At 70.6% G+C, this 20,554-nt stretch carries 14 protein-coding genes; 8 read left to right on the forward strand and 6 right to left on the reverse strand.

The features are described from left to right. Nucleotides 1-149: 149 nt before the first annotated feature. A complete protein-coding gene (locus tag AC07EQ_RS21535) occupies nucleotides 150-917 on the reverse strand; it encodes an MBL fold metallo-hydrolase (RefSeq protein ID WP_478389705.1) in 768 nt (255 codons plus the stop codon). A 971-nt stretch (nucleotides 918-1,888) separates the two neighbouring features. Between AC07EQ_RS21535 and AC07EQ_RS21540 the strand changes: the two genes are divergently transcribed. Further along, nucleotides 1,889-2,194 carry a hypothetical protein gene (locus AC07EQ_RS21540; protein WP_478389706.1) on the forward strand — a complete coding sequence of 102 codons (306 nt, stop codon included), beginning with the start codon at nucleotides 1,889-1,891 and terminating at the stop codon, nucleotides 2,192-2,194. 13 nt (nucleotides 2,195-2,207) lie between these two features. On the opposite strand, the gene AC07EQ_RS21545 is transcribed toward AC07EQ_RS21540, so the two are convergent. Further along, on the reverse strand, nucleotides 2,208-3,827 hold the full coding sequence (locus AC07EQ_RS21545) for an FUSC family protein (protein WP_478389707.1): 1,620 nt from the start codon (nucleotides 3,825-3,827) through the stop codon (nucleotides 2,208-2,210). A 51-nt stretch (nucleotides 3,828-3,878) separates the two neighbouring features. Between AC07EQ_RS21545 and AC07EQ_RS21550 the strand changes: the two genes are divergently transcribed. The 4 genes from AC07EQ_RS21550 to AC07EQ_RS21565 all read left to right on the forward strand — a co-directional run bounded on the left by AC07EQ_RS21550 (nucleotide 3,879) and on the right by AC07EQ_RS21565 (nucleotide 12,281). Then, entirely contained in the window at nucleotides 3,879-4,361 is a 483-nt protein-coding gene (locus AC07EQ_RS21550) for a MarR family winged helix-turn-helix transcriptional regulator (RefSeq protein ID WP_358566869.1), read from the forward strand. A 121-nt stretch (nucleotides 4,362-4,482) separates the two neighbouring features. After that, entirely contained in the window at nucleotides 4,483-5,796 is a 1,314-nt protein-coding gene (locus tag AC07EQ_RS21555; RefSeq protein ID WP_478389708.1) for a glycosyltransferase family 87 protein, read from the forward strand. Nucleotides 5,797-6,256: 460 nt separating this feature from the next. Further along, on the forward strand, nucleotides 6,257-10,837 hold the full coding sequence (gltB, locus tag AC07EQ_RS21560; RefSeq protein ID WP_478389709.1) for a glutamate synthase large subunit: 4,581 nt from the start codon (nucleotides 6,257-6,259) through the stop codon (nucleotides 10,835-10,837). After that, entirely contained in the window at nucleotides 10,830-12,281 is a 1,452-nt protein-coding gene (locus AC07EQ_RS21565; RefSeq protein WP_478389710.1) for a glutamate synthase subunit beta, read from the forward strand. Before gltB ends, AC07EQ_RS21565 begins: the two co-directional genes overlap by 8 nt. A gap of 181 nt (nucleotides 12,282-12,462) precedes the next feature. Here AC07EQ_RS21565 and AC07EQ_RS21570 read toward each other — a convergent pair whose 3' ends face one another. Further along, nucleotides 12,463-13,416, reverse strand: a complete 954-nt coding sequence (locus tag AC07EQ_RS21570) for an SDR family NAD(P)-dependent oxidoreductase (RefSeq protein ID WP_478389711.1) — start codon at nucleotides 13,414-13,416, stop codon at nucleotides 12,463-12,465. 55 nt (nucleotides 13,417-13,471) lie between these two features. On the opposite strand from AC07EQ_RS21570, the gene AC07EQ_RS21575 reads away from it, so the two are divergent. Both AC07EQ_RS21575 and AC07EQ_RS21580 read left to right on the forward strand, forming a co-directional pair. Next, a complete protein-coding gene (locus AC07EQ_RS21575; RefSeq protein ID WP_478389712.1) occupies nucleotides 13,472-13,903 on the forward strand; it encodes a MerR family transcriptional regulator in 432 nt (143 codons plus the stop codon). 391 nt (nucleotides 13,904-14,294) lie between these two features. Next, a complete protein-coding gene (locus tag AC07EQ_RS21580) occupies nucleotides 14,295-15,137 on the forward strand; it encodes a class I SAM-dependent methyltransferase (RefSeq protein WP_478389713.1) in 843 nt (280 codons plus the stop codon). A gap of 40 nt (nucleotides 15,138-15,177) precedes the next feature. Here AC07EQ_RS21580 and AC07EQ_RS21585 read toward each other — a convergent pair whose 3' ends face one another. Together AC07EQ_RS21585 and AC07EQ_RS21590 are read right to left on the reverse strand one after the other, a co-directional pair. After that, nucleotides 15,178-16,830: an amidohydrolase gene (locus AC07EQ_RS21585; protein ID WP_478389714.1), complete on the reverse strand. Its 1,653-nt coding sequence runs from the start codon at nucleotides 16,828-16,830 to the stop codon at nucleotides 15,178-15,180. Between the two features lie 27 nt (nucleotides 16,831-16,857). Then, nucleotides 16,858-18,186: an MFS transporter gene (locus AC07EQ_RS21590; protein WP_478389715.1), complete on the reverse strand. Its 1,329-nt coding sequence runs from the start codon at nucleotides 18,184-18,186 to the stop codon at nucleotides 16,858-16,860. 142 nt (nucleotides 18,187-18,328) lie between these two features. On the opposite strand from AC07EQ_RS21590, the gene AC07EQ_RS21595 reads away from it, so the two are divergent. Beyond that, nucleotides 18,329-19,246 (forward strand): LysR family transcriptional regulator, encoded by a 918-nt coding sequence (locus tag AC07EQ_RS21595; RefSeq protein ID WP_478389716.1) that lies wholly within the window; start codon nucleotides 18,329-18,331, stop codon nucleotides 19,244-19,246. A gap of 22 nt (nucleotides 19,247-19,268) precedes the next feature. On the opposite strand, the gene AC07EQ_RS21600 is transcribed toward AC07EQ_RS21595, so the two are convergent. Next, the gene (locus AC07EQ_RS21600; protein ID WP_478389717.1) at nucleotides 19,269-20,468 is read right to left on the reverse strand and encodes an MFS transporter; all 1,200 of its coding nucleotides are present in this window, start codon (nucleotides 20,466-20,468) and stop codon (nucleotides 19,269-19,271) included. Nucleotides 20,469-20,554 lie beyond the last annotated feature (86 nt).

Below are 20,554 nucleotides of genomic sequence, written 5' to 3' on the forward strand. Positions count from 1 at the left end.
GAGCGGTCGGATGAGCCGCGCGGTCATCACGCATCGGGCAATGCTGGACTGGTGACGCAAGAAAGCCCATGCATCCCAGGCGGGGCATCCCGGCGCCTTGGACGGCGGTTCAGCCGTCGGCCCGGGCGCGCCCCCGTTCCGGGGGGGCGTCAGACCGGATACCGGACGCGCTTGGACCAGACGTGCCCGCTGCGCGCAACGGTGATCGGTCCCCGGTAGACCGTGCGGGCAGCTGCTTTGGCATCCGCCGGAGTGACGTTCTTCATCAAGTACAGGTGGGTCAGCATGAGTTCCGCGGCACCTGCCCTGGTCGCGAAGTTCCCGACGTCCACGGCGCTGCACATGTTGCCGCGATCGCGTTCGGGGACTTCCTTCGTGTACATCGCTTGTGCGAGGAAGAGGTCGGCGTCCCTGGCCAGCTCGACGAGTTCCTCGGCGGGCCCGGTGTCACCGGTGTACGCGACCGTGATGCCGCCTGCGCTGATCCGAAAGCCGATGTTCGGTTCGTAATGGGGCAGGGCGACAGTTTCCACCCGGAACGGGCCGAGGTCGAACGTGTGCGGGGGATCGATCGCGTTCACGGTGTACGGGTGGCCGACGAACTCCTCCCGGTCGAGCCCGAGCACCGCGTCCAGAGCCCCGGATGGTGCGTACAGCGGCACTGGCGGCAGGTTCAGGTCGCGCCGGAATGCCCGCGCGCGCAGGAATGGGCTGAGGTCGGCGACGTGGTCGGGGTGGCCGTGACTGATCAGCACTGCGTCGACCTGCTCAGGGGCGCAGTGCCGCAGCAGGGCTGGGAAGGACGCGTACCCGAAATCGAGGACCAGCCGGTATCCAGCGCATTCCAGCAAGTATCCCGAGCACGGTTCCGCTTCGGTCGGGACCGCGCCGGCGCTGCCGAGCACCGTGAGCCTCACCGCGTCTTGATCTGTTGCGGCCGATGCCGGGAGCGCGCTCATTCCGAATGCGCCCGCTCCGGCGACGGCGGCACCCCGCAGTGCCGTTCGGCGGGAGAACGGAGACATGTGGTTTCCCTTTCTGTTGTGCAGATACCGAATCTTGGGAAGGCCAGATGGCCTGGGACGCGCCGGCACGGGAGTCCGTCGTAGGAGGCGTGCGCGGCGAGGGCGCCAGCGAGTCCGTGCAGAATGCGGTGTCAGGCGGGGTTTCCGATTTCCCTAGATCGGGATCCTCCGGCCCCGCGCCGCAGTGGCCGTTCGTCAGCGGGGCGAGCCGACGCGTGGGCGCGATCGGAGATTCGCTGGCATTTCGCACGGGCTCCTAAGGCGAAGTGGCCTCTGGTGCGATGATCACGGGCCGCTAACCCGCAGGAGAATGTTGCGACTGGACGCCGTACGTGGCGGGCGGCTGCGCGGTCCAGGCATACGGTTGGATGCGAGCGCGCCATGACCTCGAAGAGAGTCGTGACGCCGAGCGCGTTGCCGATCATGGCAAGCAGGCGCCCCCGGTCGAACACGACTGGGGCCTGATTTCCCGCTGCGGTGGCGAATTCGTGTTCCGGAACGACAGGACCACGGGGTGCCGGCCATGCACGCCTCCACGGGCTCGCCTTCATTTCCGAACAGCATCAACGCCGGTAGTGCGGTTCACCAGCGCGCCGCCTCTGAACGTGTCTCAGATGCCAGACATCCCGCGTTCTCGATTCACACCTCGTCGTACCTTGACTGCGGCCCGACCCGGATCCGGACCTCAGCGCAGCGTTCCTGGGCGGCACGCTTCGTCCTCCACCGCTACCCGGAACGCGAGGTCCACGAGGTGAGCCGGGAACGGCGAACTTCTGGGCCCACGGCGCCCTGGCCTGAGGCGATCCGGCGGAACCCGCCGCGCGGCGCCCCGTGCCGACGAGAACGAAGACCCGAGCCAGGCCATGGAGCTCGACCCGGGCCTGATCGCCGAGCTGGCCCGCTGGCTGCGTAGCGCTCCGTGCCGCTTCGGCGCGCCCCCAGGTGTTCGGGTGCCGGGTCATCCCGCAATTTCCATTGAAATCGAACCTTCGATTTCAATGGAAATTGCGGGCCGTGAGCTGACGGGAGGTGTCGGTGGGCCGGATTTTAGGTTCCTGACCATGGAAAGTCCCGGCGAGCAGGGTGCCATGGTCGTGGTGGAGGAACTCCCAATCGGGGTGGACGCCTATGCCCGGCACGGTCCGCCGGGCGGAAGCATCGTGTCGTGAGTGGTTTGGGTTGCTATGACGCCCCAAAACGCTCACGGGCCGGAGCAGTCGCCGCGAGGAGCTCGTAGGCAGTGTGCTCGGTGTCGAGGACTTCTTGGGTTCGGGCGTTCCGGTGCCAGAGTTCGCCTTTGGCGACCGCGTGGGCGTTGCGGAGCGCGAAGAGGGAGCGTGCCAGGCGGGAACGGACCCCGTCCACAGTGGTCTCGTGGCGTGAAACGGCGTCGCGGAGGGATTCCTGGGCCCGGCGGCACTCGGTGAGCGCCGCGTCGAGGCGGCGAGTGGTCTGGCGGTTGATCAGCAGGAGGCTCACCGCGGCTGCGATCAGCGCGCCCAGCACCGTGGTGCCGATCCGCTCGGCGACCAGGGTGTTGTGCGCCGCCGGGTTGCCGAGCGAGCTGAGGCCTAGGGCCAGGGGAGTCACGAACATCAGGCCCAGCGCGTAGTTGGCCTGCACCACGAGTTCGGCGGCCAGCTGGCAGATCACCACCAGGACGAGGATCGCCATCGGTCCCGGGTGGAAGCCGAACATCACCAGGGCCGGTAGGGCCCCGGCGATGGTCCCGGTCGTGCGCTGGACCGTGCGGTGCCAGGTGCTCGTCGCGTTCGCCGACTGCAGCACCGCGCTGGCCGACACGATCGCCCAGTACTCGTGGCCGAGGCCCAACGCGTTGGTGATCAACCCGGCGAGCAGGCACGCGATGACCATCCGCCCGGCGCCGGGCAGGAACGGCCCGACCCGCCGCAGCAACCGGGTGGTCCGCAGTTTCAATTGAAACCGCGAACCGCGGGTCCTCGTCTGCGGTTTCAATTGAAACTGCGGCTCCGGGGGCCGGTGTGGTGTGGCCGGGACTCGGCCGCGGTGGATCTTCCGGGACAGCGCGCGCAGCTCCGCGGCGGCGTCGGCCGGGTGGTGGAGCAGGGTTTCCGCGTGGACCAGGTGGGCGCGGATGCGGTCGAACGTGCCGCGGTGGGGCTTGCCGCGCAGCGTCGACGACGCCCGGTGCACCGCGAGGTGCGCGCGGTGGCGGGTGGCGTGGTCCGGGGTTTCGAGGTGGTCCGCGACCGCCGCCAGGGCGCGGGCGGCGGCCACCCGGTGGGGCCCGGTCGGGTGCAGCAGGTTGCCGAGCAGGCTCAGCGCCACCGACAGCGCCGCCGATGCGGCGGTGACCCCGATGTGCAGGCCGACGGTGGACCAGCCGTGCGAGGCGTACGCGGCCGCGCCGGCCGCGAAGACGAACATCAGGCCGCCGGGCGGGCCGAAGTCGAGCACGTCCGATGCCGGCTTCCCCAGCGCCGCGATCGCCGTGAGCACGAGGACCCCGGCCAGCGGGTGGTCCGTGGCGGCGGCGATCATCGTTGCCGCCGCCACGCTCGCGACCAAGCCCAGCGCGATCAGCGGCAGCAGGCGCGCCCGGCGGGACCACGTGTCCACCCGGCAGTACAGCGACGTGAAGGCGCCGAACGCGGCGAAGGGGACGAGGTCGATGCGGTCCAGGGCCACCAGCGCGACTATCGGCGTGGCGAACGACACGCCGACGCGCGCCGCGGGCACCACCACGCCGCCGACCGTCCAGTCGAACCGCAGCGCTTCGCGGGTGCGCAGGGTCCGGCGGAGGCGGGAGAAGACGTTCACTAGTAAAATATTACCAGATGGTTTACTCGTGAAGGAGTTGCGTTGGGCGACGTGGTCGGACGGATCAGCGCGCAATGGCGCGAGCAGCGCCCGGACCTGGACGTGTCCCCGATCGACGTGATCGGCAGGGTGCGGCGGCTGGGTGCGCTGACCAACCAGCTCGACGAGTCCGCGTTCGCCGACTCCGGGCTGTCGCGGATGGAGTTCGAGGTGCTCAGCGCGCTGCGGCGGGCCGGCGGCGGGCTGCGGCCCAGCCAGCTCACCAGGGAGACGCTGTCCTCTGGCGCGGCCACCACCAAGCGGCTGGCCCGGCTGGAGGCCGAGGGCTTGATCACCCGCACCTCGTCCCGGCGCGACCGGCGGGAGATCGACGTGCGGCTCACCGAGCGCGGGCTGGAGCTGATCGACCGGCTGTTCCCGGCGCAGCTGGAGCGTGAACGCGACCTGCTCGCGCCGTTGGCACCCGACGAACGGGAGAAACTGGGCGAGCTCCTCGCCAAGGTGCTGGAATCACTCGACGGAACCGCGCGATGACCCGCTGTCCTGCGGCGAGGCGAGTGCGGGCACCTGATCTCGTTGGGTTAGAGTTCTTCGGTTCATCACGGGTGTTTCCCGCGACCTGGCGAACTCGGAGTGATCGTTCGATCACGAAGCGGTGGTCGACGTCGGTCGCCTGATCGAGAGGACCCAGTTGGCCACGGTGCAGTTCGAGTCCGGCCGTGCTGTCCTGAACCTCGGCGGCCTGCCGGACCGGCTTCGCGGAATCGTCGTGAACCACGCCCGCGCCGTCATCGCGGTCTCGGTGCCGCTGCTGATCGCGTCGTTCGCGCTGCTGGTGCTGATGCGGCGGGCCGGGCTGGACCAGGGTTCCGGCATCGACTACCAGGTGTACCGCTGGGCGGTGCACACCTGGCTGGCCGGCGGCGACATCATGAACACGGCCCCGACCGTCAGCATCGGCCGGGTGCTGCCCTGGGTGTACCCGCCGTTCGCGCTGCTGCCGCTGCTGCCGTTCGCGCTGCTGCCGTTCGTCGCCGGGCTGGTCGCGCTCTACGTCGTGGACCTGCTCGCCATCGGCGCGGCGCTGTACCTGGTCACCCGCCACATGTGGCCGGTGGTCGGCAAGCGCGGCGCGCTCGCGGTGGCGATGGCGCTGCTGCCGTGGACGTTGTTCCTGGAGCCGGTGTACGCCTCGTTCGGGCTGGGCCAGATCAACATCGCGCTGATGGGGCTGGTCATCGTCGACTGCCTGGCGCCCCACCCGCGATGGCCGCGCGGCATGCTGATCGGCATCGCCGCTGCGATCAAGCTCACGCCCGCCGCCTTCTTGCTGTTCTTCCTGTTCCGCAAGGACTTCCGCGCCGTCGGTGTCGCGGTGGCGACGGCCGTGCTCGGCACGCTGGCGGGCTTCGCGCTGAACTACCGGGCCGCCGTGGAGTACTGGTTCGGCAAGGGCCCGGCGCACGGAGTCAGCGGCTCCGCCTTCCACACCAACCAGTCGATCATGGGCGGGCTGGCCCGGCTGGAACTGGCCCCGGTGGCGCAGAACGGGATGTGGCTGGTGCTCGCGCTGGCCTGCACGGCTGTCGTGGCCTACGCGATCCGCCGGACCGAGCCGGCGCTCGCCGTGGTCGCCAACGGTCTGCTCGCGCTGCTGGTGTCGCCCACGTCGTGGTCGGATCACTGGGTCTGGTGCGCGCCGGGGCTGCTGGTGCTGCTCGGCTACGCCGTTCGGCTGCGCAGCCCGGGCTGGCTGCTCGCCGCCGGGGTGACCCTGGCGACCGTGCTCGTCGCGTCGTTCCGGATGTTGCCCACGGGACCGCCGTGGACGCCGTTGCAGCACGTGTTCGGCAATCCCTATCTGCTGCTCGGATTTGCGCTGCTTGTGCTTCTCGGTCGTTTTGCCCGGAATCAACCACGTCCGACTGCGCCGGAAGAACTACTCGCTGCGGCCGCGTTGCGGAGCTGAGCCGGACCTCCGGCTCGACAGTGGACGGTCCGCGGCGGCGAACTCGTTGGCAATCGGGTGAGTTCGCCGTGGTGCACCCGGGGTGTCCGGACGAACACGGAAAACGCTTGTTCTGAACCGAATCCGAACTCGTAGTTCGACGGTTCGATGGTGCGCAAGAAGATCGTGAACAATGCCACTCGGGGCGTGGAACAGTCGCGTATGGACATTGTCGTGGTGCAGAATTCCCGAGCCCGCCGGGTTTGCGACAACGGTGTCCCAATGGCTGGGAGCTCCGCAATCTTCGTTTAACTTCGCGTTACTCAGCGGTAGCTTTCCGGCTGCTCGCTATGTAGAGTGCCTCAAACTGACCAAGAGTGCAACGGCGCATCCTTTTGTCAGTGCCCCCAAAGGCTCTTGCGGGATCGCAGTGGGTGAGTCATGCCCTGCTGCGACCTGCGGCCTGACGACGGGAGGTCTGATGCCCCAATCCCACCATGCAAGAAAATTGGCGCAGCGCAGCGCCGCTTCCCAGGGTCTTTACGACCCGGCCTACGAACACGACGCTTGCGGTGTCGCATTCGTCGCCGACCTGCGCGGTCGGCGCAGTCACGACCTGGTGACCAAAGCGCTGACGGCGCTGCGCAACCTGGAGCACCGCGGTGCCAAGGGTGCCGACCCGGACACCGGGGACGGCGTCGGGCTGCTGACCCAGATCCCGGACGAGTTCTTCCGCGCCGTCGTGCCGTTCGACCTGCCCGAGCGCGGCGGCTACGCGGCGGGTACCGCGTTCCTGCCCGCGGACCCCGGCGAAGCGGCGCGGGCCGCGGCGGACATCGAGCGGATCGTTGCCGAGGAAGGCCTGCGGCTGCTCGGCTGGCGCGAACTCCCGGTGGAGCCCAGCTGCGCCGGCAGTTCGGCGCGCGAGACCATGCCGAGCTTCCGCCAGTTATTCCTCGGTCCCCTCTCCTTTGTTGACGGCACCGATGCCGCGCACGGCGAGACGGCGCTGGAGTTCGAGCGGCGCGCGTTCTGCGTCCGCAAGCGGGCCGAACACGAAGCCGACGTGTACTTCCCGAGCCTGTCGGCGCGCACCATCGTTTACAAGGGGATGCTGACCGAAGCGCAGCTCGGCGCGTTCTACCCCGACCTGCACGACGAGCGGTTCGCCAGCGCGATCGGCCTGGTGCACAGCCGCTTCTCCACCAACACGTTCCCGTCCTGGCCGCTGGCGCATCCGTACCGGTTCATCGCGCACAACGGCGAGATCAACACGGTCAAGGGCAACCGCAACTGGATGCGGACCCGCGAGAGCATGCTGGCCACCGACCTGATCCCCGGTGACCTGCAGCGGCTGTTCCCGATCGCGACGCCGGGCGCTAGCGACTCGGCGACCTTCGACGAGGTGCTGGAACTGCTGCACCTGGGCGGCCGGTCGCTGCCGCACGCGGTGCTGATGATGATCCCCGAGGCGTGGGAGAACCACGCCGAGATGGACCCGGCCCGCCGCGCGTTCTACGAGTTCCACAACTACCTGATGGAGCCCTGGGACGGCCCCGCGCTGGTGGCGTTCACCGACGGCACCCAGATCGGCGCGGTCCTCGACCGCAACGGGCTGCGGCCCGGGCGCTACTGGGTCACCGAGGACGGGCTCGTGGTGCTGGCCAGCGAGGTCGGCGTGCTGGAGGCCGACGCGGACAAGGTCGTCCGCAAGGGCCGCCTGCAGCCGGGCCGGATGTTCCTCGTCGACACCGGCGCGGGCCGCATCATCGACGACGACGAGATCAAGGGCGAGCTCGCCGCCGAATTCCCGTACCAGGAGTGGCTGGACGAGGGCGTCGTGCACCTGGCGGACCTGCCGGGGCGCGAGCGCGAGCTGCCCTCGCACGACTCGCTGGTGCATCGGCAGCAGGTCTTCGGCTACACGCAGGAAGAGCTGGGCGTCCTGCTCAAGCCGATGGCCACCACCGGAGCCGAGCCGATCGGCTCGATGGGCAACGACGTGCCCTTCGCCGCGTTCTCCGAGCGGCCGCGGCAGCTGTTCGACTACTTCACCCAGCTGTTCGCGCAGGTCACCAACCCGCCGCTCGACGCGATCCGGGAAGAACTGGTCACCTCGCTGAGCACCCACGTCGGGCCCGAGCACAACCTGCTCGACCACGACCCGCGGGCCTGCCACAACCTGGCGCTGCCGTTCCCGGTGCTGGACAACGACGAGCTCGCCAAGATCGTGCACGTCGACGACGACGGCGACCACCCGGGCCTCAAGCCCGCGGTGATCGACGCGACGTTCCACGTCGCCGGTGGCGGCGAGGCGCTGCGCACGCGCCTCGACGAGATCTGCGACGAGGTCTCGGCCGCGGTGGCGAGCGGGGCGCACGTGCTGGTGCTCTCGGACCGCTCGGCCGACGTCGAGCGCGCGCCGATCCCGTCGCTGCTGACGACCGGCGCCGTGCACCACCACCTGGTGCGCGAGAAGAAGCGCACCCAGGTGGGCCTGATCGTCGAAGCCGGCGACGTCCGGGAAGTGCACCATGTCGCTCTTCTCATCGGTTACGGCGCCGCTGCCGTTAACCCGTATGTGGCGATGGCCACCGTCGAAGATCTGGTGCGCGGTGGCGTGATCAAGGGCGTCGACGCCAAGCAGGCCACCGCGAACCTCATCAAGGCGCTGGGCAAGGGCGTCCGCAAGACCATGTCCAAGATGGGCGTGTCCACTGTGGCCTCCTACACGGGCGCGCAGATCTTCGAGGCCATCGGCCTCGGCGACGAGGTCGTGCGGCAGTGCTTCACCGGCACCACCTCGCGGCTCGGCGGCGTCGGGTTCGACGTGCTGGCCGAGGAGGTCGCCGACCGGCACCGGCGGGCGTACCCCGCCGACGGCGTCGCGGCACCGCACCGGATGCTGCAGACCGGCGGCGAGTACCAGTGGCGGCGCGAAGGCGAGCCGCACCTGTTCAACCCGCAGACGGTGTTCAAGCTCCAGCACTCCACGCGCAGCGGCCGCTACGAGGTGTTCAAGGAGTACACCCGGGCCGTCGACGACCAGTCGCAGGAGCTGATGACCCTGCGCGGGCTGTTCAAGTTCCGCGACGGCGTGCGCAAGCCGGTGCCGATCGACGAGGTCGAGCCGGTGTCGTCGATCGTCAAGCGGTTCGCCACCGGCGCCATCTCCTACGGGTCGATCTCGCAGGAGATGCACGAGGTGCTGGCCATCGCGATGAACCGGTTGGGCGGCAAGTCCAACACCGGCGAGGGCGGCGAGGACGCGGATCGGTTCACCCCGGACGCAGGCGGCGATTCGCGGCGCTCGGCGATCAAGCAGGTCGCCAGCGGCCGGTTCGGCGTGACCAGCGAGTACCTGGTCAACTCCGACGACATCCAGATCAAGATGGCGCAGGGCGCGAAGCCGGGCGAGGGTGGGCAGCTGCCCGGCCACAAGGTGTACCCGTGGGTGGCCAAGACCCGGCACTCCACGCCGGGCGTGGGCCTGATCTCGCCGCCGCCGCACCACGACATCTACTCGATCGAGGACCTGGCGCAGCTGATCCACGACCTGAAGAACGCCAACCCCAGGGCGCGGATCCACGTCAAGCTGGTGTCCGAGGTCGGCGTCGGCACGGTCGCCGCGGGCGTGTCCAAGGCGCACGCCGACGTGGTGCTGATCTCCGGCCACGACGGCGGGACCGGCGCCTCGCCGCTGTCGTCGATCAAGCACGCCGGCGGTCCGTGGGAGCTCGGGCTGGCCGAGACGCAGCAGACGCTGCTGGCCAACGACCTGCGCGACCGGATCGTGGTGCAGACCGACGGCCAGCTCAAGACCGGGCGCGACGTGGTGATCGCGGCCCTGCTCGGGGCCGAGGAGTACGGGTTCGCGACGGCGCCGCTGGTGGTCTCCGGCTGCATCATGATGCGGGTCTGCCACCTCGACACCTGCCCGGTGGGCGTGGCGACGCAGAACCCGCAGCTGCGCGAGAAGTTCACCGGCAAGGCCGAATACGTGGTGAACTTCTTCGAGTTCATCGCGCAGGAGGTGCGGGAATACCTGGCGGAGCTGGGATTCCGGTCGCTGGCCGAGGCGATCGGGCACGCCGACCTGATCGACACCTCCGATGCCGTGCGGCACTGGAAGACCCAGGGCCTCGACCTCACGCCGATCACGCACGTGCCGGAACTGCCGCGCGGCGCGGCGCGGCACCAGACCACCGAGCAGGACCACGGTCTGGAGAAGGCGCTGGACAACACGCTGATCCAGCTGTGCGAAGGGGCGCTGAAGGAAGGCACCCCGGTGCGGCTGGACATTCCGGTGCGCAACGTCAACCGCACGGTCGGCACCATGCTCGGCTCGGAGCTGACGCGGCGGTGGGGCGGCGAGGGCCTGCCGGACGACACCATCGACGTGACGTTCACCGGTTCGGCCGGGCAGTCCTTCGGCGCGTTCGTGCCGCACGGCATCACCCTGCGGCTGCTGGGCGACGCCAACGACTACGTCGGGAAGGGCTTGTCCGGCGGGCGGATCGTGGTCCGCCCGGACGCGTCCGCGCCGTTCGCGGCCGAGCAGAACATCATCGCGGGCAACGTGCTGCTCTACGGCGCGACCAGCGGTGAGCTGTTCGTTCGCGGTGTCGTCGGCGAGCGGTTCTGCGTGCGCAACTCCGGTGCCGTGGCCGTCGTCGAAGGCGTCGGCGACCACGGTTGCGAGTACATGACCGGTGGTCGCGTGGTGATCCTCGGCGAGACGGGGCGCAACTTCGCGGCCGGCATGTCCGGCGGCGTCGCGTACCTGCTGGACCTGGACGCCAGGCGGATCAACCCCGAGATGGTCGACCTGGATCCGCTGGACGACGCCGACCGCGAGTTCCTGCACGACCGGGTTCGGCGGCACTACGAGCAGACCGAGTCGGCGGTGGCGCGCGAGCTGCTGGCCGACTGGGACGCCGCCGTCGAGCGCTTCGGCAAGGTCATGCCGAGGGACTTCAAGCGGGTGCTCGCGGCCCGGACCGCCGCCGAACGCGACGGGCGCGACGTCAACGAGGCGATCATGGAGGCCGCACATGGCTGATCCCAAGGGATTCATGACGACGCCGCGGGAAACGCCGCGGCGTCGCCCGGTGGACGTGCGCATCAAGGACTGGCGCGAGGTCTACCTGGAGTTCGAACAGCCCAAGCTGCAGAAGCAGGCCGGCCGCTGCATGGACTGCGGGATCCCGTTCTGCCACCAGGGTTGTCCGCTGGGCAACCTGATCCCGGAGTGGAACGACCTGGTGTGGCGGGACGACTGGCAGGAGGCCGCGGAGCGGCTGCACGCCACGAACAACTTCCCGGAGTTCACCGGGACGTTGTGCCCCGCGCCGTGCGAGGCGGCCTGCGTGGTCGGCATCAACTCCGACCCGGTCAGCATCAAGCAGGTCGAGATCACCATCATCGACAAGGCCTGGGAAGCCGGTCACGTCCGCCCGCAGCTGCCCCTCGCGGGCACGGGCAAGAAGGTCGCCGTGGTCGGCTCCGGGCCCGCAGGGCTCGCCGCGGCGCAGCAGCTGACCCGCGTCGGCCACAGCGTCGTGGTCTACGAGCGGGCGGACCGCATCGGCGGGCTGCTGCGCTACGGAATCCCGGAGTTCAAGATGGAGAAGCAGCGGCTGGACCGGCGGCTGGGCCAGATGCGGGCCGAGGGCACCGAATTCCGCACCGGCGTGAACGTCGGCGTGGACGTGACGGTGGAGCAGCTGCGCGACGACTACGACGCGGTGGTCCTCGCGGGCGGTGCGACGCAGGCGCGCGATCTGCCGGCGCCGGGGCGCGAGCTGGACGGCGTGCACCAGGCGATGGAGTACCTGCCGCTGGCCAACAAGGTGCAGGAGGGCGACCTCGCGCGCTCGCCGATCCACGCCGAGGGCAAGCACGTGGTCGTCATCGGCGGCGGTGACACGGGCGCGGACTGCGTCGGCACGGCGCACCGGCAGGGCGCGGCTTCGGTGACGCAGCTGGAGATCATGCCGATGCCGCCGGAGTCGCGTTCCGAGGCGCACCCGTGGCCGACCTACCCGATGATCTACCGGGTGTCCTCGGCGCACGAGGAGGGCGGCGAGCGCCTGTACTCGGTCAACACCCAGGAGTTCCTGGGCGACGACCAGGGCCGCGTGCGGGCGTTGCGGCTGGTGGAGGTGCGGCGCACCGACACCGGCTTCGAGCCGGTCGAGGGCACGGAGCGGGAGCTGCCCGCGCAGCTGGTGCTGCTCGCGATGGGCTTCGTCGGCCCGGAGCGAGCGGGTCTGCTGGAGGATCTGGGCGTATCCCTGGACGCCCGCGGCAACGTCGCCCGGGACGAGAACTTCATGTCCAGTGTGGACGGAGTCTTCTCGGCGGGGGACATGGGCCGCGGCCAGTCCCTGATCGTCTGGGCGATCGCCGAGGGCCGCTCCGCGGCGGCGGGAGTCGACCGCTACCTGGCGGGCCGCAAGATCCTGCCGTCGCCGATCGCTCCCACCGATCGTCCGATGGTGTGATCGAAAGCTGTTCGCCGTGAGGCGAGGGGCGCCCCTGACCGAGCCGGCCAGGGGCGCCCCTGCTCTTGCGGGAGCCTCGGTCGGGGCATGACCGCGGCGGAGCGATCGGGTCGTGAGTGTTTTTGGCCGCTATGGCGCTCCAAAGCACTCACGACACCGGTCGGGACGTCGGCTGCCGCCGTCAGGCGAAGGCGTTGATGCCGGTGAGCTCGGCGGAGAGCGCCCACAGCCGGGCCGCCTGGTCCGGGTCGGTCAGGTAGTCGCGCACGCCGGTCCAGCCTTCGGTGCTGTCGGTGGGTTCGGCGATGTCGCAGTCCTCGCAGTAGGCGCCGCCCATCCCGGCCAGCCGCGGGGACGTCGCCGCCCAGATCTGCGTCGCCGCGCCCTGCTCCGGCGTCTTGAAGTCGCTGTTCACCAGGTTGCCCGCCGCGTCGATCCAGCCCGCGGCGACCATCTCCTCCTTGGGCAGGTGGCGCACCAGCGGCGTGAGGATGGCACCGGGGTGCAGCGAGAACGCCCGCACGCCGCTATCCCGCCCGAGCGCGTCGAGGTGGGTGGCGAACAGCGCGTTCGCGGTCTTCGACTGCCCGTAGGCCAGGAACCGGTCGTAGCCGCGCTCGAAGTGCGGGTCGTCCCACCGGATCCCGGAGAACTGGTGGCCCGCCGAGGACACCGAGACGACGCGCGCACCCGGCGCGATCGCCGGCCACAGCAGGTTGATCAGCGCGAAGTGGCCGAGGTGGTTCACCGCGAACTGCATCTCCCAGCCCGGACCGACCCGCGTCTCCGGGCAGGCCATGGTGCCGGCGCTGTTGATGACCAGGTCGATGCGGCGGCCGGAGGCGAGGAACCGGTCGGCGAAGCCGCGGACGCTGTCCAGGTCGGCGAGGTCCATCCCGGCCACCTCGACATCCCCGAGGGCTTCCCGCGCCTCGGCCGGCCGGCGGGCGGGGACGACGACGTGCGCCCCGGCGTCGGTGAGCGCGCGGGTGGTCGCCAGGCCGATGCCGGAGTAGCCGCCCGTGACGATCGCGAGCTTGCCGGTGAGGTCGATCCCTTGCAGGACGTCGGCGGCGGTGCTGCGGGCGCCGAACCCGGATCCGATCTTGCCCTGCGGGGTTGCGGTTGCTGTCATGCGGCGGACGCTATGAGCTAGAGCCCGCTCTAGGTCAAATCAGTAGGCTCGCGGCATGACCCACAGCGCCTCGGAGCTCGGCATCGGACAGGTCGTGGAACGCACCGGGCTGAGCGTGCACGCCCTGCGCTTCTACGAACGCGAAGGGCTGCTGATCGGCCCGGTGCGGCGCAATTCCAGCGGCCGCCGCGTCTACCGCCGGCTGGACGTCGAGTGGCTGGTCAACTGCACCAAGTTCCGCGCCTCCGGGATGCCGCTGGCCACCATCCGGCACTTCGCCGAGCTGGTCCGCAGCGGACCAGGAAACGAGGACGAGCGGCTCGCGCTGCTGCGCGAGCACCAGCGGCAGGTCGTCGACCGGATCAACGAGCTCACCGACTGCCTCGCCCTGATCGACCACAAGGTCGCGGTCTACAAGGAGCACGTGTCCAACGGCACCGCGAGCGGCCTCTGGAACCTGCCGGAATCCGCCGATCAGGCGGGCTGACGCGGACTTGGGGGTCGTTTCGTCCCCCGGCGCCCCGCACCCGCCCAGACGGCCACCGCCCACACGCGCCCGCGCACCATTCTGAAACGACCCCTCAGGTCGGGTGCGCCGCGGCGGGACGGTCGCCGTCGGACGGCCTGAGCGGGAACGCGAGCGGGCGTCGGGTTGCGGACACCCGGCACCCTCCTCGTCGTTCGGTTCTTCCGCCGACACGGTGTGTCCACAGTGGATTGCGAATGGAACTCCCGTCTGACGCGGTGGATTCTGCCGCCGGAGGCGGTGTGCGCCGTGAAGCAAGCGCGTTCACCGATCTGGACGAAGCCTTGGTTCCAAAGGTGTTGCAGATGATCAGCGGGCCTCGGAAAGCCGGGCGCGCTGCCAGAATCGAGGCATGTCGCAGTCCCGGGGAAGCAGGACGCCGTTCGACGAGATCTACGACCAGCCCGACCCCCGCGCCTACTTCCGCAGCCTCGGCCGGTACGGCTACCGGACGCCGCACCACGCCCAACCGGTGTTCCGCCGCCTCCTGGCGGAACGGGCGAGGGCCGGGCGGGTGACGGTGCTGGACCTGTGCTGCTCCTACGGCATCAACGCCGCGCTGCTCAACCACCACCTGACCTTCGACGACCTCCACGCCCACTACACCTCGCCGGACGTGGCCGAGCTGGGGACCGCCGAGCTGATCGAGCGCGACAAGGACTTCTACGCCGCCCGCCGCCGCGCGGACGCGGTCCCGGTGGTGGGCCTGGACATCGCCGCGCCCGCGATCGACTACGCGGTGGCCGCCGGCCTGCTCGACGCCGGTTTCACCGAGAACCTGGAGACCGCGTCCGCGTCTCCGGCGTTCTTGCGGGCCGCCGCTCCGGCGAGCCTGATCACCGTGACCGGCGGCGTCAGCTTCCTCTCCGCCCGGACCTTCCACCAGCTGCTGCACGCGGCCGCCGAAGAGGTGTGGGTGGCCGCGTTCGTCCTGCGCACCGGGACCTACCGGCCGATCGCCGACGCCCTCGCCGACCACGGGCTCGTCACCGAGGTCGACGAGGCCCGCACCTTCGTGCAACGCCGGTTCACCGACCCGGAAGAGCAGCACTACGCCATCGCGGCCGTCGAGGCCACCGGAGCCGACCCCGCCGGGAAGGAAACCAGGGGCAGCTACCACGCCGCACTGCACCTGTCCCGGCCGCCGCAACACCTGACCACGCCTTACGGCCGCATCATCGCGCCCGGAGCCTGAGCCGCCGCCGCAGGGTTGTGCGGCGGCGGCTGCGGTGCGTTCAGACGGTCTTCAACGCTCCGGTGTCGTGGGCGATCCGTCCGCCGGCCACCGTTGCGCCCACCGTGAGCTCGCCGATGCGTTCCGGCGCCACGCTCAGCAAATCGTCGCTGAGGACCGTGAAGTCGGCGAGCATACCCCGAGCGAGAGTGCCCTTGATGTGCTCCTCGTGGACGGCGTGGGCCGAGCCGATCGTGTAGGCGCGCAGGGCTTCGTGCGCCGTCACGGCCTCGTCCGGTCCGATCGGCGCGCCCGAGGCGGTTCGCCGGTTCACCATGTCGTGGATGCTCAGCAGCGGGTCGGGGGCGACCACCGGCGCATCCGTGGAACCCGGCAGCACCACGCCCGCGTCCAGGAACGAGCGCATCCGGTAGGCGAGCCGTCCCCGCTCGGGCCCGAGGGCCGCGAGCATGCCGTCGCCGATCTCCGACAGGAACCGGCCCTGCGGCACCGGGATCAGGCCGAGCTCGGCGATCCGGGCGACCTGCTCGGCGCTCGTCACCGCCGCGTGCTCGATCCGGTGCCGCACGTCGGTGCGCGGGTGCAGTCGCTGCGCCTCCTCGTAGGAGTCGAGGACGACGTCGAGAGCGGCGTCGCCGATGGCGTGCGTGGCCACCTGCCAGCCGCAGCGGTGCGCCTCGACGATGTAGCGGCGGATCTGCTCCCGCTCGTACTGCAGCAGCCCGCTGTTGCCGGGGGCGTCGTGGTAGTCGCAGCACATCGCCGCGGACCGGCCGATCAGCGAACCGTCGGAGAGGATCTTCGTCGGCCCGATGCGCAGCCACTCGTCGCCGAACCCGGTGCGCAGGCCGAGGTCGAGGCCGTACCAGGTGTTGCCCGGCTCGAGTGCGCCGCAGTCGTGCAGCGCGGTGATGTAGGGCATGACAGTCATCCGGACACCGAGCAGCCCCCGTTCCCGCGCGCGCATGTAGGCGTCCAGGTCGGCGGGGCCATTGCCGATGCCGTCGACGACGCCGATGCCCGGCTCCGTCGCGCTGGTCAGCCCGATCGCGAGCGCGGCCTCGGAGGCGGCGGCGATGTTGGCGACCCACTCCTCGGACGGCTCCGGCCGGAGCACGTGCTCGACCAGCTGCATCGCGGTCTCCTGGAGCAGCCCCACCGCGCGCCCGCCCGCGTCGCGCACGACGTGGCCGCCCGGCATGTCGGGCACGTCCGCGAGGTCGGTGAACCCGGCCCGCCTGAACGCCTCGGTGTTGGCCACGGCCATGTGGTGCGAGGTGTGCATCAGCCACACCGGGCGACCCTGCGCGGCCCGGTCGAGCACTTCGGCGGTCGGGTGGGCGCCGATCTTGTTCTGGTCGTAGCCCGAGCCCGTCACCCACGCGTCGGCCGGCAGCGTCGCCGCCCGCTCGGCCACCGCCTGGTAGAGCGCGTCGAGGCTCGGCGCGGCCTCGTAGGAGACGTCCAGCTCGCGCAGCCCCTTGCCGACCAGACTGAGGTGGTGGTGCGCGTCGTTGAAGCCCGGCACGGCGTGCGCGCCGCCGAGGTCGACCACCACGTCGGACGCGCAGCCCGCCACCTCGTCGTCGAGCGCGGCGATCCGGCCGCCCAGGACACCGACGGTGTGGGCGGCGGGACGGTCCGGGTCGAGGGTGGTGAACCGTCCATTGTGGAAGATCGCGTCGAGGCGCACGGTTGGTCAACTCCTTCTCTGGATGGGTCAGGCGATGGCTTCGGCGGGCTGTTCCTGGGCCGCTCGCCGCGCGCCGAAGCGGGCGAGACCGGCGACGCTCGCGGTCGTGATCAGCAGCAGGGCCACGTAGAAGGCGGCCACCGGCCAGAAGGAACCGCCGCTGGAGGTCAGCAGGGCCTGGGCCACGAACGGCGTCGTGCCGCCGATGAGCGTCGAGCAGAGCTGGTAGGCCAGCGAGATCCCGGTGTAGCGGATCCGGGAGGGGAAGGCGCGGGCGAGGAAGCCCGCCAGCACGGCGTAGTACCCGCAGCCGCTGACGATGGCGAGCGCGATCCCGGCGAAGACCAGCAGCGGCTGCGCGGTGTTGATCAGCAGGAACATCGGGACGGCGACGACTGCGTTGACCAGCAGCGAGCAGACCATGAACCGGGCCTCGCCGACCCGCTCGGAGATCAGCGCGGCGACCGGCTGCCACAGGAACTGCGCGACCGAGAGCGCGAGCAGGACGTACAGCATCGTCTGCCGGTTCATGTGCAGCTCGTTGGTGGTCCAGGAGAGCACGAACGTGTTGGTGAAGTAGGCGGTCGAGATGCCCATGATCGAGGCGCCGATGCCGAGCAGCACGGTCCGCCAGGCGGTGCGCAGCACCTCGGCGACCGGCAGCCGCACCACGTCGCCGCTGGACTTGACCCGCTCGAACTCGCCGGACTCCTCGACCTTCATGCGGATCAGCAGGCCGACCACGACGAGAGCCCCGGACAGCAGGAACGGCACCCGCCAGCCCCACGCGAGGAAGGCGGCGTCGTCCAGGGTGCCCGCGGCCAGGAAGACCAGCGTGGCCAGGATCGCCCCGGCCGGGGAGCCCTGCTGCACCAGCATCGCGAAGAAGGAACCCCGGCCCTTCGGCGCGTGCTCGGACGCCATCAGGACCGCGCCGCCCCACTCGCCGCCGACGGCGATGCCCTGGACGGCGCGCAGCAGCGCCAGCAGGAACGGGGCGGCGACGCCGATCTGCGCGTGGGTGGGCAGCACGCCGATCAGGAAGGTGGCGACGCCCATCAGCAGCAGCGTGGTGACCAGCGTGCCCTTGCGGCCCATGCGGTCGCCGAAGTGGCCGAAGATGACGCCGCCCAGCGGCCGGGCGAGGAAACCGACCCAGAAGGTCGCGAAGGAGGCGAGCACACCCGCGGCGGGCGAGACCTCGGGGAAGAACAGCTTCCCGAAGACCAGCGCGGACGCCGTTCCGTAGATGTAGAAGTCGTACCACTCGATGGTGGTGCCGACGAAGGAGGCGAGACCCGCGCGGCGGGCCTGGCTGGAGGCGCGGGCAACCCCGGCGGGGCGTGGGACGTTCATGGGTCTCCGGCGGTAGCGGAGCCTTCGGTGCGGGTTCTCACCGGAGGAGCCGGGCGGGTGTGTTGGACAGCCCATAGTTTGAATTCGGCCACCAATGTCGTCTAATACTTGATTGCTAGCAATCTCATGCCTCGGAGGCATGATGGGAAGGGAGGACGACATGGAGCTGCGGGTGCTGCGCTACTTCCTCGCCGTCGCGGAGTCCGAGTCGGTCACGGCCGCGGCCCGCATGGTGCACGTCGCGCAGCCCTCCCTGTCCCGCCAGCTGAGCGCCCTGGAGCGGGATCTGGGGGTTTCGCTGTTCACGCGCCGCCCCGGGTCGCTGACGCTCAACGCCGCCGGCCGCCGCTTCCGCCCGGTCGCCCAGGACCTGGTGCGCCGCGCCGAGCAGGCCGCCGAGACGATGGCCGCCGTGGGTGAGGGGGAGGAGGCGGCGCTCACCGTGGTCGCCGCGCCCGCCACGGTCGCGTCCCTGCTGGCCCCGTTCATGGCGGGCGGCGGCGTGGCGGGGCCCACGCTCCGCGATGCGATCCAGGAGGAGCCGAGCCGGGTCTTCGAGACGCTGATGCGCAGCGACGCCGACATCGGCATCTCGACGTTCCCGGCCCCGGCCTCGCTGGAGTCGGCGTTCCTGGGGCGCACCCCGGTGCTGGCCCAGGTCCCCGCCGAGCACCCCCTGGGCGGGCGCACCACGATCGACCTCGCTGAGCTGGTCGCCGAGCCGTTGATCGTGATGACCCGGTCGAACGTGGCCCGGCTGGTCGTCGACGAGGCCATCAGCCGGGAGGGCCTGACGCCGGCCGGTGTCGTCGAGACCGGCTCCTCGGCCTTCGCCCAGGCCCTCGCCGCGGCGGGCCGCGGGATCTGCCTGGTCACCGACGAGGCCAGGTTCGGTCTGCGGGACCTGATCGTGCGCACCGGCGAAGGCCCGCTGACGGTGCCCCTCCACGCGGGCTGGGACGCCGCCCACTACGCGCGGCCTTCCATCCAGGCCCTGGTCGACGGCTTGCGCGTCTACTGCGTGGAGCGCACGCGGCGGTTCCCGGGGCTGCAGCCCTGAGTCCAACATCCCTTGTGGACATTCATCGCGAGGTGATGGTCCTCGCGCGGCGGGATCCGCCCACCACGAACAGGGCGAGGACGGCGAGCGCCGCGCCGAACCACAGCACGCTCGTGGTGCCGATGCCGTCGACGGCCAGGCCGCCGACGAGCGAGCCGAGCGCGATGGACAGGTTGAACGTCGAGACGTACAGCGAGGATGCGGCCTCGGTGGTCTCCGGCGCGGCCTTGAGGATCCAGGTCTGGAAGGTGACCGGCAGCGCCCCGTAGCCCGCACCCCACAGCACCAGGACGGTGGCCGCGGTGACGGCGGTGTTGTCGACGACGGAGAGGACGACCATGGCCAGGGCGGGGATCGCGGCGATGCCCGCGGCGGTCTGCCGCATCCGCCTGGCGATGAGCGCGCCGGCGACGAAGTTGCCGCAGATCCCGGCGAGGCCGAACGCCAGCAGCAGCACGCCGATCAGGGCGCCGTCGACGCCGTCGGCCTGCAGGATCGGCCGGATGAACGTGTAGGCCAGGAAGTGGCCGGTGACACCGAGGAACGTGATGGCGATGCCGGCCCGCACGCCCGCGTTGCCCAGGAAGACCCGCGGCAGGTCGGCGAATCCGATGGTCCGCCGGGCCGGCACCTTCGGCATCAGCAGGGCGATGCAGACCAGGGAGACGAGTCCGAGGCCGCCCACGGCCGCGAACGCGTTGCGCCAGCCGGTGAGGTCGCCGAGGAACGTGCCGATGGGAACGCCGAAGACGGACGCGGTTTCGACCCCGCCGAAGATGACCGCGGTCGCCCGGGGCGCGTGCCGCTCCGGCACCAGGCGCAGCGCGATTCCGCCGGAGACGGACCAGAAGCCGCCGACGCTGATGCCGACCAGGAAGCGCGCGATCAGGACGGTGGTGAAGCCGGTCGCGAAGGCGGAGGCGAGGTTGGCGGCGCCGACCAGGCCGATCAGGGCAGCCAGCACGACGCGGCGGTCGAGCCGGCCGGTCGCGACCGTGACCAGCGGCGCGGAGACGGTGGCGACGAGGCCGGGAACGGTCAGCATCAGGCCCGCGGTGCCCTCCGACACGTCCAGCTCGGAACCGACCGGGGTCAGCAGACCCACCGGCAGCAGCTCGGAGGTCATCAGGGAGAAGATGCCCAGGGACACCGCCAGCACGGCGAGCCAGCCCCTGGCGGTCGACCGGCCGGTCGCGGACACCGGATCCTCGCAGGTCGTCACGACTCCAGAAACCCTTCTCGGGGAGAGCGATCCGCAGCGCGCTGCCGGTGGGAGCCGCCGGTCATGCGGTGACGAGGACGGCGGAG

This window comes from Saccharopolyspora sp. NPDC045839 (genome assembly GCF_056431645.1).